Raw genomic sequence first — 14,599 nt, forward strand, 5'->3', positions numbered from 1 at the left:
AGACATCACCCGTTAGGTTACATTAAAATCTCGATATCCCTCATTGCCGCGTATTATTCCGCCAAGCAATTTCTATACCGGACAGTATTGTCGCTGTCCCTGTTTTTCCTGTTAAATGCCGTTTTATTTGTTATTGTACTCGCTTAATACTGGTATCAACCCGGCAGACCTCAACGGCGTATTCATCCAACTGGGGCGCACCTACATAGATGAAAAGGCAGAGATACCGCTGAAGAAGGCCAGAGATTTGAGCCGCTCCTCGATGTAATAAATGGCATACTCGACGAAATCCACGACCCTGATATACCGTTTAATCCGACGTCAAATTCAAAGGATACATGCCCGCTGTGTACGTATAAGTATATGTGCGGGACGTAAATTTTAGAGTTGGTTTAGCTGCACGCCCCAGTCTATTCCGAATAGCAATGAAGCTTTCAGCCGCAAACAGCATGGCATCTAAACTATAAGTTATGTCGGGGATACAACCCAAGAGATTTAATGGAATCCAATTCCATATAAATGGGTATAAATTCCTATCTACCATGTTACTCTGAAAATAAATATTGTGTATAAACAGGTACTTGCAGACAATAAATACTGGCATGAAAATTGCTTTAATAGCTGTACTATAGTTAGTTTATAACATGGAGGAGAAGCTAAATGGGTGGGCTGTCTGATGGACATGTACATCACCAAAACCTGCAAAGCAGCATGCCCCCTGTGTTGTACTCCCGGTGAACCGAGACACATATAGCAAATAAACTATAAGGGGAATATAGATGGAACAACACATGTCTTATACAGATTCGCTGGAGGCTGCTCTTCGCTTCACAATGTGGAATAAATGTAAATTTGATGTATTTGAAAAAGATGTTCGTGAGTTTGTATCCGTTCTTGGCCTAAACTGGGAACACATAACCACGCTCAACTCAGACGATATACATAAGCATGTAAATGAAGCATTAAAGTCATTTGGATCACAGGTATTTGCATGGTTTGAGCTGGGGTGCTATACAACCTTACTTTCAAATATGGTTGCTGATGGTCAAATAAGAAAAATACCTGGGGGTCTTAGGGGTGCAATAAACGGATATAAAAAATGCCTTATTAAAGCTAATTTTCATGATGGGACAACTCGTAGAATATTGGCTTCTCTTGTTAACGAATTGGATAATGCCTCGGCTACTACTATGAAAAATAACTTTGAACAGATTATTGATATACTGAGAGAGGAAGCACTACTTCAGGATACGCTATTAAAACAACATAATGAAATAGAGAAAATAATTAAAGATAAAATAGGCAACAATCCTTGGTTATCCGGGTCGTTTTATCTTTTTGCTTTCGTCATAATTTCAACTGTTATGCTGTCTTTTGCGAAATTCATATCGCCATTTATGGTTCCAGTAGTCATAATCGGCACCATCTTATCGATAACTATCGTCGGTGCATTACAGTTAAGGAATGATGAAAGACTCAAGGATGAGTCATTCACTAAGATTGTGGAACTGTTGCTCAAGCATCTGATGCGAATTCGTCGCAATAAAGATGACTGACACCAATTGGCCCCAAAAACTGGGACACTTCCAATGATGGTTTTCTTTGCATTACCGGCCTTCTCGTCCAGTATTGTAACGGATTCCACTCAATTAATTTGGACAATTCTATTTCTTATCTCACTTTACGAAGGTCATATTTAATCTAATCTATTGCTTTTTACTTTCTAAATATATTGTATCCGGGCAAAAATCCAAACCATTGGCCCATTGGACAGTTCCTAAAAAAACTTTAGCGGAATTGAATATACTACGGTCTCTCAACTGTGTGAAAATTCCTTTATCCAAATAAGGTGTGACGTCAAATATTCCCATCTCATCGTTGTCAAATATGATTATTAATGTATAATCATTATTTGAGTAAACTTCTTTGACTCTTGGATTCATATAAATTACCTTAAAGGCTCTATTTCGAATATTTCATGACCCGTAGAGGCAAGTTCCCAGTCTGCCAGTAGTTCCTCTTTGTGTATCTCTTATCCACGCCTGTACCAGACGCGTCTTACCTAACGGTAATTGCCCTTCCGTCAATGCTCCCAATGCCCCGTCCGATATTGAAAACACTGCTTCATACCCCTGATAGCGAACAGTTTGATTAATACTATAGCCAAAACAAACTTGAATGCTATCTTATATGCCTAACTTAGTTTTTAAATCCTTATGATTTACCCACTCCTTGTTCTTTAACTTAGTTTCAACTGCGGAATAATAGTCATCTCTGTCATCTTCGATTTCTTTATATTTTAGGTATTCATTATAGTCCATTATTACGGCAACAGGCTTACCGTCTTCTTCTATTACCTGTATTCTACGCGAATATATCACTGACATTGAGTTGAAACCCTTCTATCACTTTAGATGTAGCAGCTCCATCAAGTGTCGCAAAGGAATGCAGCTTGTACTTGTCGGCTTCGATGGTTAGAATCTCGACGGTCATAGATTCAGGCTTGATTATCCAATACTCCGGTACTCTGTATCTCTCATAGATTGCCCTCTTGACGGCAGTATCCATTTCATAAGTGCTTTGAGAAATTATCTCACACACCATGTCCGGCACACCCCTAATCCAGTCCTGCTCTATGTCTGCGTTGTCATTTCTCACAAAAAATATATCTGGTTGGAGCCTGTTTTCCCCCTCTTCAAATATAATATCAAGTGGAGAAAAATATGCAAATCCAAGTTGATTTTGTTCAACAAATCTATCTAATTGCCTGAAAATTTTCACCGCGATTCGCTGGTGTTTTCTAAATGGACTAGGCCCCATCACTTTCTCTCCATTGATGATCTCAGTTAAGTCAAAATCTCTTTCTAATGTTTCCATACTGTATAGTATATCATATCCTTAAAGGGCAAAAACAGGACACTTCCTATATATTATTCACGTTTGAAAAAGACCAGAGATTTGAGCCGCTCTTCGATGTAATAAATGGCATATTCGACGAAGTCCACGACCCTGACATGCCGTTCAATCCGGCGTCAAATTTCCCAAATGATTTTTTCTGACATACTGACGCATTATATCAACCAAGTTAGCTGCAGCGTCCTGCTGCCTTCCAAATGGACTTGGCCCCATAATTTCCTCTCCGTTAATGATTTCCGTTAAATCTAAATCAGTTATGGTAGTTTCCATGACTAAGTTGTATCACCATCCTTGTGTCAACATTGTGAGTTGCCCAATGTCACATAAGCAATTGTACATGGTGCTTTGATGTTCTTTGTCTTTTTAGTATACCATCTGCTATACTATTATTGTATTTTAAAATATTACTATAGAATAGGAGGTCTCCGTGCTACGGAAAGTAAACAGAAACTTCCAAATAACCCTGCCTGTAAAGTTTAGAAAGAGGTTTGATGTACACGAGGGAGATTTATTAGAGGTTGTTGAAAGCGAGGGAGGCTTTATCTTCCGGCCTGTAGAACTTAAAAGAAAACAAGTTCTTAAGGAGCTGTACGTAATTTATGAGAAGCTCTCCGATAATCCTTATGCTGATTTGCCGGAAGATGAAGTCATGGAAATCGTCAATAGAAAAATTAGAGAAGTCAGAGAAGAAAGAAGGAAAGAAGCTGAAGAAAAGATTCCATCCACTTCTTAAATATCTTCAATGAGGGTTATTCTTGATTGCAATATTCTTATTTCCGCTGGGCTTAACGCCGGTACTTGCCGTGATTTAATTGATGAGGTTCTTTTAAAACACAGTCTGTTTCTTTCTCATAAAATTATTACAGAATACTATAGAATAATTTCACGGTTTGAGCTAAATGTAAAAGCCACAGAGAAATTTAATGAAATTATTCCCATCTTTTTAAAAGTGGCTACTATAGTTGAACCACTGGAACAATCTTTTAATCTGATAGACATGGATGATGAAATTTACCTCGCCACAGCTCTGTCGGCTAAAGCCGATGTAATTATTACAGGAAATAAAAAACATTTTCCTTTCGATGAATACAAGGGGGTTAGGATTGTAAGCCCAAGAGAATTTTTAGACTTAATGGTTTTATAAAAAACAGGGACTTCCTGTATATTACTCACTTTCGTCAAATTCAAAAGATACATGCCCGCCTTCCCCATTCTTATCTGCAAGAAACCATTGCATGCAAGGAAAACAGCAAATATCGGGGAGTCTCCTAAAGACACGCCTGCTGTCGCGGGGTTTGTGGTCTCTGGTGCAATAAACGGCTACATAGAGCAATAAATCATTGCACCGCATTGCTCGGCCAGGTGGTCATGTTTTAAGGTTTTAAGCCGTTTAATCATTTGGCATGGTTTTTGATTTATATAAACCAAGAGATGAAAACAATCAATATCCACAGGGAGGACGTTATGAGTAAAGAAATAGCAGCTATCGTATATCCAGGACTCAACTACAAGGAATCTATCGCATACGCCAGTAAAAGGGCAAGCGAAACCGGCTCGACACTGTCATTAATTGGAATCATCCCCGAATTCAGTACATCTGAAATGACCGCCATCAGCATGTACGAATTCGGCCCGCTAAACAGCCTGACAGATAGCGTTGAAAGAGACTCGAGAAAGTTCTTCGATGTGGTAAAAGACTATTGCATAACTAAGGAAATCACCTCCGGATTCAGCGTTTACAGGGGCACCATCGAGGATGTCATCGACCATGTCAGGCAGAACAACCATAACGTAGAGCTTATAGTAGTGCCGACACCGTCAAAGACGCTCACAAAGGTAGTCTCATCGGGAAAGAAAGCCTTAGCTCCTGCCTCAGAGTGCGCGGTGGTGTTAGTGCTGGATTAATTCAGCAAGGATAGAGCGCTGCCGGACTTCTCTGCTTCTCTGCTTCTTTACCGGCAGCGCCGCCTCACCCCATTTTCACACACGGCTTTACTGCATTTGACATAATCGGCCAAAGTAAGTTATTTTGTACAATCGGTATGGGATTAAAACTTTGGCAGAGAATTATTATCAACATGATTTTCCCCATAGCCATCTCTTTGGCTCTGATTTATGTTGAGCTCAGAAACGTCAATAAGATATACCAACGGTTCAGTGTTATCGAGTGGGTCGATGACATAAACCTGCTCTTGCTTGAGCTTAGGCGATATGAAAAAAATATCCTCTTATTAATCGAAGAAAAAGAAAATCTTAAACTATTTCACGACACTATCAGTACTCTTAGGTCTAAAGTCAAATCCATAGAAAACGAAATCGTCCTTAGAACGAATACAGGCTACTATTTTAATCTTATGAAAAACATCGACCTCTATGAGGAAATTTTTGAAACGCTCGTCGCAGCGATAGACAAAAGACAACAGCTCATCGAGGAGATTCGGCCTTTTGGCAGAGCAATTGAAAATAAATCATCCAATAAATATATGGCGCTTATACTCAGGAAATACGAAAAAAACTATTTACTATACAAGGAAAAAAAGGCTATAGATGAAGTCTATGATATTTCTAAATTATTAATCGATTCAGCACCAGAGATTAAACAAGATGCCGGTTTATACATAGTGACTTTTAAAGAAATCGTCAATAATGACACCGTGTTAACCAATACGCTGCAACTAATGAGAAACTACGCCAGAGAAATTGAAAAATATACTATAGGGTTTTCTGTCAAAGAACGCTCCTACGTCAACACCATCATGATAAACGGCGAGAGGGCATTCCTCTACGCCGCCCTGTTTATCATCTTCAGCACTATTGCAATCGCCTACATGGTCTCACAGAACATGATACGGGTAATGAGGGAAATGGAACACGCCTTTGACAAGATAAGCGATAGCTCTTTCACCCATATCGTAAAGACCGATGCCCCAAATGAGGTTAAGTCCTTCATCGGCGCCTATAACCGTATTGTCTCCAAACTCAACTTTAACCTGAAGGAGAAGACCAAAAAAATCACACTTGCTGAGCAGACACTCTTGCAAAAACAATCTGAAATCACCGCGAAAAACTCCACCCTTCGGGCTATGTCAATAGAAATCCTCGACATGATAAAAAATAAGCCGTTAAATATAACACAAACCCCCATTAAGTATCTGATCCTGGAGTCGATAAGCTCTGCTGCATCGAATACCTCACCCGGTGTGTCTATCTCGTCAAACATTGTGGAGCTTCCAGATAAACTCCCTACTGACACCCTGCTTATCCGCCTTTCAATCATCAATGTCATTGTTAATGCCTTGCGCTTTACCCCTTATGGTGGAAAAGTTACAGTAACCGGCACTGTCGAGGACACTAACGCTGCCATATATATCTCTGACACCGGGCCAGGTATCTCTGAGGACATCATCGGGAAGATTTTCGACCCATTCTTTACAACAGTCGAAGAGGCAGCCGGACTTGGCCTTACTATCGCTATGACCGCAATAGAACGCCATAATGGTACAATCACCGTGGTGAGCGATTCCCGTCCTGAAGGGGGCACTACTGTGAAAATCCTTCTTCCAGTGCAGTAATTTATTGCATGCAATCAAACCGTTTCTTTCACTACTAAATAACCGCCAGCATCAGCCATTCCATAGTATATTGGTGATATGAATATAATTGTCACAGTTCTATCTGCAATAAATCATTGCACCTTATACGATGAGACTATGATAACTACGTGATATATATAGATATTATGGCTGGCATAGTTCTTGAGATATATACCTGCATAAAGCGATACGCTCAGTAGCATACAACAAATAAAACTGGAAAGACAAAAGGAGGTGACACAATGGAAAACTTATTTGCATGGATAACCGAGCTAAACAAGACAGACCACACAGCATTTGCAATCCTAACAGTAGTAACGATGTCAGGCATAGGCTTAGTGATAGGTTCAACAATCGAGTTATTTTTCAAGCTACTCGGCATTAAGACAAACAAGATAGAAATACACCACTAAACAGGGGCTGAAGGAGGAGTAAACAGATGGAGCTATACTTACCAATCGCAGGTGTAGAGATAATGGCATGGCAGTTGGTGCTGTTAGGGTTGACAGTAGGCGTTATAGGTGGTTTTTTTGGAGTAGGCGGGGCATTTATGGTAACACCGGCATTGAACGTATTCGGATTTCCAATGGCATATGCAATAGGCACGGACATGGCCCACATAGCAGGGAAGTCTATAGTGGCCACAATGAAGCACCGGAAGCTGGGTAATGTTGACCTTAAGCTGGGCTTGATTATGGTGGTATTTACGGCAATAGGGATAGAACTCGGGGCAACACTGATTATGTACCTGGAGAAAATCGGACGGGTTGGACCTATTGTCAGGATAACATATATGGTACTGCTGTTTGGTCTCGGTGCTTATATGTTGCAGGAGTATTTCAAACTTAACAGTAAAAGCAAATCTCAAGGCGGCGAAATAAAAGACGCCGGAGTGTCATCACTTGCTAAGAAGATGCACAGTCTTCAACTATGGCCGATGGTACATCTGAAGACGTCAGGCATAACCGTATCGTTATGGGTAATAGGCGGCGTGGCAGGGTTTACAGGATTTCTGGCCGGATTTTTAGGCGTAGGTGGTGGTTTCATCAGAATGCCTTCGTTGATATATCTTATCGGCTGCTCAACAACAGTGGCGGTTGGCACAGACCTTTTTGAGGTAATGATCTCAGGTGCATACGGCGCATTCACCTATGCAATGAAGGCAAGAGTAGAGCTGGTAGCGGCGGTTGTAATGCTCGTCGGAGCGGCAGTTGGCGCACAGTTTGGAACAACGGCAACCAAATACGTAAAGGGTCTTATAATCAGGCTGTACTTCTCAGTAACAATGCTGCTTGCCGGTGTGTCAGTTATTTTCAAGCATGTTGCCGCCAGCTATAAGAACGACTATGAGCCTATGCTCATGAAATGGGTAAGTTCAACGACTGGTTTACAGGCGAAAGTCGAGATAAAAGACTGGATAGTGTTAAACAAGGCAGCAGTAAAGACATGGATAGCTACACAGTCTGATGCGATGCAGGCGGCATTTGCCCTTGAGAGGTCATGGAACAGCTACTCAGGATACCTGATGCTGGGTTCAGCATGTGCGTTAAGCCTGATAATCATAGTTCAGATGGTACAAGGTATAGCTATGGAAAGGAAACTTGCCCAAGAGAGCAAGGCAATCGGGCAGGAAGTATAAGGCTGCTCAGAGATTAATGTGAAACCTGAGAGATTGAATGAGGATTATGAAATGAGCGAAAATCAGAGCAAAGGCAAGGTAACAGTGATAGTATATCCGGGTTTCACTTACAAAGAGTCAATAACATATGGAAGTGACGCAGCAAAGATGCTGGACTCAGTTCTCAACATAAAGGCGGTAGTGCCAGAGTTCGGCATCTCTGAAAGGACAGCCCTCTCTATGTATGAATTCGGCGTACACGGCAAAATACAGGCACAGGCAGAGAGAGAAGCGGAGGCATTTTTCGATAGTGTAAAAGGGTTTTGTAAAACCAGTGCAATAGAGGCAGTGTTTGACAAAGGCATCGGAGCAATAGATGACGTCATAGAGGAAATAAAGGCTGAAGCACATGGCATTAATACGATAATAGTGGTACCGATGCCAACTAATAACATGACCCATATTGCATATAACGATGAAAATGACTATAGAATCGAAAAGACCAACAACAACCCACTCAAAAGCTGTAACGTGGTGCTGGTAATATAAGTCAAGCCGCCAGAATATCTGCTTAACGGGCCGCCGATGAGAATAGACAGATTCTTAGTCGGCGGCCCGTTTATTAATAAGAAGATCAACTGCCTGCAGAGCTGCCATCATCAACCCCAAGCCGCGATTGACAGGCAACCCCGTAGAGCCACGAGACAACACTGAAGACTGCCTGCATTGCCATCAGGATAAATATAAAATCTATGACCTTGACATGTCTTGGATGTCCGTAGAAGATTATAGTTATCAGGAAGAAATTCAGAAACAATATTGCAAATGACGCAGGGACCTCGATGTTTACACTTTTGGTAAATGCGTAAGACACGCAGAAATATACGATAAAAATATATATAAGAAGTGTGGCACTAGGCATGAGTTTAATAATGTTCGCAAACACCATTGCTGCCACTGGGGGTAAATTCAACTTAAACACTACCACGCAGACAGTAAACACCGTCCATACCAGATAGAGTGCCATGATAACTGATAAAATATATTTAACAAGATTAAGTTTGTTTTCACTGTCAAAGAAATTAAGGGTATTAATAGTCATCGTATAAAGGAGAAACAGCACGGCAGTTTTGAAAAATAAGAAGCCGTTAAAGCCAGCGTTTATCTTATTGATAAATATTGATGGCAGGAGTTCCCTGTGGTTCAGATAATACATGATAACTTTAACCGGTCCTGATAATTGTTTAATTTCCGGCCTTTCATAAAACGTGTCAAGGGGCTTGGCGTGCCATGTGCCGTCCTTTGAGACAGCGCTGTTGGACTCAAGCAGGAGCTGCCCGCCTTCGGTGGAGATAAAGATTGGCCTTCCCTCTTTTACGCTGGCAAATATCGACCACGAGAGTATAACAAACGCCACACCCAATACGAAGGCCACAACCCGGGAAGGGTCGATCCGTTTACGCATAGTCAAGTACAAGAAATAAAGACCTGTCAAAAACGGCGTGAAAATAAGGGAACCCTTAACCAGAATTCCTGCCCCCATAACAACGCCAAGTGTGGCAGAGGCAGCAGCAGTCTTTTTCCTTTCCCATAAAATAAACATAAGTACGCAGAGAAAGGCTGAGAACATAATAAGCGGTTCAGTTAAAAGCTCGTCCTGCATATTGTGAATATACACATACGTACTCATCAAGATACTACCTGAGACGACCCCTGCGGCAAAACCTTTGAGCCGCCAGTAGACAAATCCAACATAAGGCAAAAATGCAGCAATCACAATCACAAGAAATACCTGTGAAACCCTTGCAACCTTGGGCGATACACCAAATATCTTATACAGTATGCCGAGGAATACCGGATAACCCGGTGTCCTGTAGAAATTATAACTACCGCCGCGGCTTCCGAGTTCAAGAAAACTTTCATAGCCCTTTAATCCGGCATCGCCAAAGACCTGATCCCCAGTCTGAGTGAATTTATAAAAACCAAACTCCTCAATACCACCGAATTTCAGGCCATGTCCGGCGGCAAAATTAGCGGCCATCGACTGGTATTCCCATGTATCCCAGCCAAATCGTGCGCTATCGCTTAACTCAATCCCTGCCGTCTTAAAATAAATATAGCTGCCTAAAGAATAAGCACCCGTCAAAAGCACACAAAGCAACAACACAACTGTGCCTTCTTTGAGTTTAGCTAACCCTGATGGTTTAATTGAACCTGTCATATCAGAGAATCCTGGTAGTTCAGCCACGAATAAATATTATGACTTTGTTGGTGGTTTTGTCAAATTCTCAGGCTAAAGCATTAGGGCATAACTTGTGGTGAACGGAGAGACAGGGTAGCATTTGATGTGTACAGGTTTACCTTAACTTACTTGTTGTGACAATTGCACAGGTGTGAGATCAGGCTGACTGCTTTTTCTGCGCGGCTTTCTCGAATACTTCCTGGGCGTTGAATGTACCGTCTATGGCCTGTTTGGGGCATTTTGCTACACAGATTCCACAGCCTATACACCTTGCTGCATCTATGGTGTGCGGCTTTTTCAGCTCCCCTGATGCTGCATTTACAGGGCACACCTTCATGCACATATTACAGCCTATACACTTACTCTCTGTTATGACGGCCTTCCCCCTTGGAAGGAGCATGTCAACTATGGCGTGTGTCGGGCACTTCGTCGCACATAGTCCACACATACGGCATTTGTCGAGGTTTATTTTTGATACGTTATCAGTAATTGACGGGGCCTCAAACGGGCATACCTTGACGCACATTCCGCAGGCTATGCACCCTACCTGACAGTTCTTTCGTGTTGCAGCTCCCTTATCCTTAGAATGACATGCAACAAGCACACCCTTTGAGCCTGGCAATATCTCTATCACCTTCTTCGGACACGCCTCTGCACACTTCCTGCACCCTGTGCATTTCTTTATATCCACCACCGGAAGGTCAAACTCGTTCATATGAATGGCATCAAATGGACATACTGATGCGCATGTCCCATACCCCAGACACCCATACGCACAGGATTTGTCCCCGCCACCGGCCAGCACCGCAGCGCGGCAGTCTCTTACGCCTTCGTATTTAAACTTCTTTATTGATTTTTTACAGTCCCCCTGACACATTATCCTTGAGTATACTGGTTCCATCGCCACAGCCTTCTTACCGGTTAGCGCAGATATGATTTCAGCGGCGTGTTTCCCTGCCGGTGTGCAAAGTGAGGGTTTCACCTCTGCATTAGCCACCACCGCCTCGGCATACTGCTGACATCCTGCAAATCCACATGCACCGCACTGCGCCCCTGCCAGAACATCTCGCACCTGCTCTATACGTGGGTCCATCTGTACAGAAAACTTCTTCGCCGCAAACGCCAGCCCAAATCCAAATATCGCCCCTACACCTGCGATAAACACCAGCGTGAACTTTATTGTCGCAGCTATATCAACTGACTCTTTTGCCTCTATCCCGCCCCCTACGCCTGCTAGTGGCAGCGGTATATGACCAACTAAGCCTATTAGCCAGTTTAATATCTCGTGCGCTATGTTTATATCTAAGTTATACATTATTATTACTATATCCTTATGACGTTATTATCATGATGTTATTATTCCGGCAAATCCCGTAAAGGCAAGCGCTATAAGCCCCGTTGTAACAAAGGATATTGGAAGCCCTTTGAATGGCAGCGGCACGTCTGCAATCTCTATCTTCTCTCTTATACTTGCCATTATCACCAGTGCCAGCGCAAACCCAAGCCCCGAACCCAGTCCCAGTGTAATTCCCTCAAGAAACGTATAGTGCTCACCGGCGTTTATAAGCGGCACGGCCAGTATTATGCAGTTTGTCGATATCAGGGCCAAATACACCCCTAACTTATAGTAAAGCCCTGGGCTTACCTTTCTCATTATCGTATCCGAACTCTGCACAAACGCTGCTATTACACCTATGAATATCACTATCTTCAGAAACGTCAGGTCAAGCGGTACCATTATAAAATTAAATATCACCCAGCTCAGGGCAGCAGATATCATCATAACCGCCGTAAAAGTTATGCTCATCCCAACAGCAGTCTCAACCTTCTTTGTAACACCGAAAAATATGCAAAGCCCCAAAAACCTGGTAAATACAAAATTATTTATCAGCGAAGACGCAATAAAAATCTCAAATAGTTTTGTCAGCTCTTTTTCCATATCATCTCCTCCTTAACATAAGGCCACACGTTAATGACCAGATGCCCCGCCAGCACCTTTGCCGCCGTAAAATCTTATGTCTATCCAGTTAAAGAATCCCATCAATATGCCGGTTGCTATAAATCCACCGGTTGGCAGAAGCATTATCAAAAGCGGCTTCGCCCCTATTATGGAAACACCCCATAACGCACCCTTTCCCAGTAGCTCCCTAAAGAAACTAATCACTATAAGGGCAAACATAAACCCTACGCCCATCCCTATGCCGTCAAAAAACGACGGTACTATCTTATTTTTACTTGCAAATATCTCAGCCCTTGTAAATATCGACGCAAACGCCACTATCAGTTGTATATAGAGGCCCATCTGCTTATATGCCTCTCGCGCAAATGCCGCCATCGATAAATCAGCAACAGTCACCCAGCCGGATATTATCAGCATAAATATCGGCATCCTTATTCTCGGATGTATGAACGCCCTTATTGCCGACACAGTTATGTTTACCATCACATTTACAAACACGACAGCAACACCCATCAACACACCCGTTCTCAGACCAGTCGTTACGGCTATAGCAGGACACAAACTGATGGCCAGGCGGAATATTGCGTTTTCCTTGAATATACCGCTTAGGGTAACTTTCCAGTAATCTATTTTTTGTGGATTATCGGCTTCCATGCGGTTTCTCTCCTTCTTGTTTCTCCCCATTATTCGAGGGTGAACTGCCCCCTTTGAGGGCCTTATCTAAGAATATAATGCCGTTTTTTATCCCGTCCTCTGTAACTGCCCTCGAGGATATAGTTGCACCGGTTATTGACTGTACATACTCCTTTGTCTCCTCTTTCTTTACCTTCAGGTGTTCGGTGTCCTTGCCCACAAACTGCCCGGTAAACGACGGTGCGGTTATCTCATCACCAAGCCCAGGGGTCTCGGCCTGGCTTAATATATCAACCTTCTGTACAATCAGTTCCTTATTTACGGCAAACAGTATATTTATGTAACTGGAGTAGCCCTTGCCAAAGACCTGCACTATATAGCCCAGAACCTGACCGTCTTTTTTTGCTGCAAAGTACTCAGCATGTTTTTCATGTGGGTGCCAGTCACCAAGTTTCTCTATTTTATCAGCCTCTGGTATCATTTTCTGCAACGCCTCTTTCTTTTCCTTTTCGCTCTCCTTGAATATTATTGGAGACGTATAGGCGTATATGGATGCAAGCAACACCCCGCCAGCTACATATATCACGAGTAGATTGACAGTTATCTTTATGATTTCTTTTGTAGTCATTTCTTCTCTTTCTTAGCCCCAAAGACCGATGTCCTGCAGTTTCTGTCGATAAGCGGTGCGAAACAGTTCATTATTAATATAGCAAACATCACGCCTTCCGGGTAACCAGCTTTTAATCTTATTAGTATAGTTAAAAACCCGCACCCAATTCCAAACAATATCTGACCTGACTTCACTGTTGGGCAAGTTACATAATCCGTCGCCATGTAAAACGCCCCAAGCATCAGACCGCCGCTCAGGAGGTGTATAATAGGGTCCCCTGTGAAGTACCCTGTCTTACCGCCAAAAATCCATGCGCCCACTGCCACAGTTGCAAGAAATGACAGAGGAATCCGCAGAGATATGTACCGGCGATATACCAAAAACGCCGCCCCTATCAGTATGGCTATCATGGAAGTCTCACCAAGTGAGCCTGCCCTGTGCCCTATGAGAAGTTCCTTATATAAACTTAACTTATCTCCAAATACCTCAAGCAGTTTCCCCATACCTTCTTCTTTGAGAATTCCAAGAGGTGTCGCTGTTGTCTTTGCATTTATTGCCACAAACGCCGCATCAGGAACCGCCCATGTAGTCATGGCACGAGTCCATGTTATCAGGGCAAAGGCGCGCCCAATCAAGGCCGGATTAAATATATTATAACCAAGACCGCCAAAGAGCTGCTTCGTTATTCCTACAGCTACAAACGCCGACACCAGAGGTATATAAAAAGGCACTGTCGAAGGCATGTTAAGTCCCAGCAGGATGCCTGTGAGAAACGCGCTTCCATCGGCTAAGGTTATCTCCTTCCCAGCAAGTTTCTGCACAAACCACTCGCTTGCCATCGAGCCGATTATACACAGGGCGGTAACATAAACTGCCTTTGGGCCGAAATAATATATCCCCATCACAAGGGCAGGCAGCAGGCTGATACTCACCGTCCACATTATCCTCGGTACAGTCTCCTCACTGCTTATGTGAGGGCTTACCGAAACTATTAATCCCTGCTTGTTCTGTTCCATTATATTTTCTC

General features: G+C 42.7%; 20 protein-coding genes. 10 read left to right on the plus strand and 10 right to left on the minus strand.

The features are described 5' to 3' along the window. The first annotated feature begins 133 nt into the window (after window positions 1-133). Both ASN18_RS17730 and ASN18_RS00670 read left to right on the plus strand, forming a co-directional pair. The gene (locus ASN18_RS17730) at window positions 134-268 is read left to right on the plus strand and encodes a hypothetical protein (RefSeq protein ID WP_306688465.1); all 135 of its coding nucleotides are present in this window, start codon (window positions 134-136) and stop codon (window positions 266-268) included. A gap of 511 nt (window positions 269-779) precedes the next feature. Next, entirely contained in the window at window positions 780-1,556 is a 777-nt protein-coding gene (locus ASN18_RS00670) for a hypothetical protein (RefSeq protein WP_085050673.1), read from the plus strand. 150 nt (window positions 1,557-1,706) lie between these two features. On the opposite strand, the gene ASN18_RS00675 is transcribed toward ASN18_RS00670, so the two are convergent. The 4 genes from ASN18_RS00675 to ASN18_RS00685 form a co-directional block, all read right to left on the minus strand. Continuing rightward, window positions 1,707-1,943, minus strand: a complete 237-nt coding sequence (locus ASN18_RS00675; protein WP_085050674.1) for a DUF2442 domain-containing protein — start codon at window positions 1,941-1,943, stop codon at window positions 1,707-1,709. A gap of 33 nt (window positions 1,944-1,976) precedes the next feature. Next, complete coding sequence (locus ASN18_RS17870) at window positions 1,977-2,120, minus strand: hypothetical protein (protein WP_353740357.1); 144 nt, start codon at window positions 2,118-2,120, stop codon at window positions 1,977-1,979. Window positions 2,121-2,186: 66 nt separating this feature from the next. After that, a complete protein-coding gene (locus ASN18_RS00680) occupies window positions 2,187-2,387 on the minus strand; it encodes a hypothetical protein (RefSeq protein WP_085050675.1) in 201 nt (66 codons plus the stop codon). After that, entirely contained in the window at window positions 2,365-2,877 is a 513-nt protein-coding gene (locus ASN18_RS00685; protein WP_085050676.1) for a Uma2 family endonuclease, read from the minus strand. Before ASN18_RS00685 ends, ASN18_RS00680 begins: the two co-directional genes overlap by 23 nt. On the opposite strand from ASN18_RS00685, the gene ASN18_RS00690 reads away from it, so the two are divergent. The 8 genes from ASN18_RS00690 to ASN18_RS00720 all read left to right on the plus strand — a co-directional run bounded on the left by ASN18_RS00690 (window position 2,868) and on the right by ASN18_RS00720 (window position 8,676). Further along, window positions 2,868-3,059 (plus strand): hypothetical protein, encoded by a 192-nt coding sequence (locus ASN18_RS00690; RefSeq protein ID WP_085050677.1) that lies wholly within the window; start codon window positions 2,868-2,870, stop codon window positions 3,057-3,059. The two genes, ASN18_RS00685 and ASN18_RS00690, sit on opposite strands and share 10 nt — an antisense overlap. A 284-nt stretch (window positions 3,060-3,343) precedes the next feature. Next, window positions 3,344-3,649 carry an AbrB/MazE/SpoVT family DNA-binding domain-containing protein gene (locus ASN18_RS00695; RefSeq protein ID WP_085050678.1) on the plus strand — a complete coding sequence of 102 codons (306 nt, stop codon included), beginning with the start codon at window positions 3,344-3,346 and terminating at the stop codon, window positions 3,647-3,649. 9 nt (window positions 3,650-3,658) lie between these two features. After that, complete coding sequence (locus ASN18_RS00700; protein ID WP_085050679.1) at window positions 3,659-4,060, plus strand: putative toxin-antitoxin system toxin component, PIN family; 402 nt, start codon at window positions 3,659-3,661, stop codon at window positions 4,058-4,060. 320 nt (window positions 4,061-4,380) lie between these two features. Beyond that, window positions 4,381-4,821: a hypothetical protein gene (locus tag ASN18_RS00705; protein WP_085050680.1), complete on the plus strand. Its 441-nt coding sequence runs from the start codon at window positions 4,381-4,383 to the stop codon at window positions 4,819-4,821. 137 nt (window positions 4,822-4,958) lie between these two features. Then, on the plus strand, window positions 4,959-6,488 hold the full coding sequence (locus ASN18_RS00710; RefSeq protein WP_085050681.1) for an ATP-binding protein: 1,530 nt from the start codon (window positions 4,959-4,961) through the stop codon (window positions 6,486-6,488). Window positions 6,489-6,751: 263 nt separating this feature from the next. Then, complete coding sequence (locus ASN18_RS16965) at window positions 6,752-6,922, plus strand: hypothetical protein (RefSeq protein ID WP_157072751.1); 171 nt, start codon at window positions 6,752-6,754, stop codon at window positions 6,920-6,922. Window positions 6,923-6,948: 26 nt separating this feature from the next. Continuing rightward, window positions 6,949-8,148, plus strand: a complete 1,200-nt coding sequence (locus ASN18_RS00715) for a sulfite exporter TauE/SafE family protein (RefSeq protein ID WP_085050682.1) — start codon at window positions 6,949-6,951, stop codon at window positions 8,146-8,148. Window positions 8,149-8,199: 51 nt separating this feature from the next. Continuing rightward, on the plus strand, window positions 8,200-8,676 hold the full coding sequence (locus ASN18_RS00720; RefSeq protein ID WP_085050683.1) for a hypothetical protein: 477 nt from the start codon (window positions 8,200-8,202) through the stop codon (window positions 8,674-8,676). A gap of 85 nt (window positions 8,677-8,761) precedes the next feature. Here the strand turns inward: ASN18_RS00720 and ASN18_RS00725 are convergent, their stop codons facing one another. The 6 genes from ASN18_RS00725 to ASN18_RS00750 form a co-directional block, all read right to left on the minus strand. After that, window positions 8,762-10,348 carry an ArnT family glycosyltransferase gene (locus ASN18_RS00725; RefSeq protein WP_085050684.1) on the minus strand — a complete coding sequence of 529 codons (1,587 nt, stop codon included), beginning with the start codon at window positions 10,346-10,348 and terminating at the stop codon, window positions 8,762-8,764. Window positions 10,349-10,526: 178 nt separating this feature from the next. Then, the gene (locus tag ASN18_RS00730; RefSeq protein WP_085050685.1) at window positions 10,527-11,684 is read right to left on the minus strand and encodes a 4Fe-4S binding protein; all 1,158 of its coding nucleotides are present in this window, start codon (window positions 11,682-11,684) and stop codon (window positions 10,527-10,529) included. 30 nt (window positions 11,685-11,714) lie between these two features. Beyond that, entirely contained in the window at window positions 11,715-12,308 is a 594-nt protein-coding gene (locus tag ASN18_RS00735; protein WP_236861404.1) for an electron transport complex protein RnfA, read from the minus strand. Window positions 12,309-12,338: 30 nt separating this feature from the next. Further along, window positions 12,339-12,983 (minus strand): electron transport complex subunit RsxE, encoded by a 645-nt coding sequence (gene rsxE / locus ASN18_RS00740; protein ID WP_085050686.1) that lies wholly within the window; start codon window positions 12,981-12,983, stop codon window positions 12,339-12,341. Further along, a complete protein-coding gene (locus tag ASN18_RS00745) occupies window positions 12,970-13,590 on the minus strand; it encodes an RnfABCDGE type electron transport complex subunit G (protein ID WP_085050687.1) in 621 nt (206 codons plus the stop codon). Before ASN18_RS00745 ends, rsxE begins: the two co-directional genes overlap by 14 nt. Beyond that, the gene (locus tag ASN18_RS00750) at window positions 13,587-14,588 is read right to left on the minus strand and encodes an RnfABCDGE type electron transport complex subunit D (protein ID WP_085050688.1); all 1,002 of its coding nucleotides are present in this window, start codon (window positions 14,586-14,588) and stop codon (window positions 13,587-13,589) included. Before ASN18_RS00750 ends, ASN18_RS00745 begins: the two co-directional genes overlap by 4 nt. Between the last annotated feature and the right edge of the window lie 11 nt (window positions 14,589-14,599).

The organism is Candidatus Magnetominusculus xianensis (genome assembly GCA_001541255.1).
GTDB lineage: Bacteria > Nitrospirota > Thermodesulfovibrionia > Thermodesulfovibrionales > Magnetobacteriaceae > Magnetominusculus > Magnetominusculus xianensis.

Excerpts from the sequence above, each read along its gene's own strand:
- ASN18_RS00685 (WP_085050676.1), bottom strand. The coding sequence starts at position 2,877 with ATGGAAACATTAGAAAGAGATTTTGACTTAACTGAGATCATCAATGGA.
- ASN18_RS00710 (WP_085050681.1), top strand. The coding sequence starts at position 4,959 with ATGGGATTAAAACTTTGGCAGAGAATTATTATCAACATGATTTTCCCC.
- rsxE (WP_085050686.1), bottom strand. The coding sequence starts at position 12,983 with ATGGAAGCCGATAATCCACAAAAAATAGATTACTGGAAAGTTACCCTA.
- ASN18_RS00680 (WP_085050675.1), bottom strand. The coding sequence starts at position 2,387 with ATGTCAGTGATATATTCGCGTAGAATACAGGTAATAGAAGAAGACGGT.
- ASN18_RS00750 (WP_085050688.1), bottom strand. The coding sequence starts at position 14,588 with ATGGAACAGAACAAGCAGGGATTAATAGTTTCGGTAAGCCCTCACATA.
- ASN18_RS00700 (WP_085050679.1), top strand. The coding sequence starts at position 3,659 with ATGAGGGTTATTCTTGATTGCAATATTCTTATTTCCGCTGGGCTTAAC.
- ASN18_RS00705 (WP_085050680.1), top strand. The coding sequence starts at position 4,381 with ATGAGTAAAGAAATAGCAGCTATCGTATATCCAGGACTCAACTACAAG.
- ASN18_RS00745 (WP_085050687.1), bottom strand. The coding sequence starts at position 13,590 with ATGACTACAAAAGAAATCATAAAGATAACTGTCAATCTACTCGTGATA.
- ASN18_RS00730 (WP_085050685.1), bottom strand. The coding sequence starts at position 11,684 with ATGTATAACTTAGATATAAACATAGCGCACGAGATATTAAACTGGCTA.
- ASN18_RS00720 (WP_085050683.1), top strand. The coding sequence starts at position 8,200 with ATGAGCGAAAATCAGAGCAAAGGCAAGGTAACAGTGATAGTATATCCG.
- ASN18_RS16965 (WP_157072751.1), top strand. The coding sequence starts at position 6,752 with ATGGAAAACTTATTTGCATGGATAACCGAGCTAAACAAGACAGACCAC.
- ASN18_RS00690 (WP_085050677.1), top strand. The coding sequence starts at position 2,868 with ATGTTTCCATACTGTATAGTATATCATATCCTTAAAGGGCAAAAACAG.
- ASN18_RS00725 (WP_085050684.1), bottom strand. The coding sequence starts at position 10,348 with ATGACAGGTTCAATTAAACCATCAGGGTTAGCTAAACTCAAAGAAGGC.
- ASN18_RS00670 (WP_085050673.1), top strand. The coding sequence starts at position 780 with ATGGAACAACACATGTCTTATACAGATTCGCTGGAGGCTGCTCTTCGC.
- ASN18_RS00715 (WP_085050682.1), top strand. The coding sequence starts at position 6,949 with ATGGAGCTATACTTACCAATCGCAGGTGTAGAGATAATGGCATGGCAG.
- ASN18_RS00675 (WP_085050674.1), bottom strand. The coding sequence starts at position 1,943 with ATGAATCCAAGAGTCAAAGAAGTTTACTCAAATAATGATTATACATTA.
- ASN18_RS00735 (WP_236861404.1), bottom strand. The coding sequence starts at position 12,308 with ATGGAAAAAGAGCTGACAAAACTATTTGAGATTTTTATTGCGTCTTCG.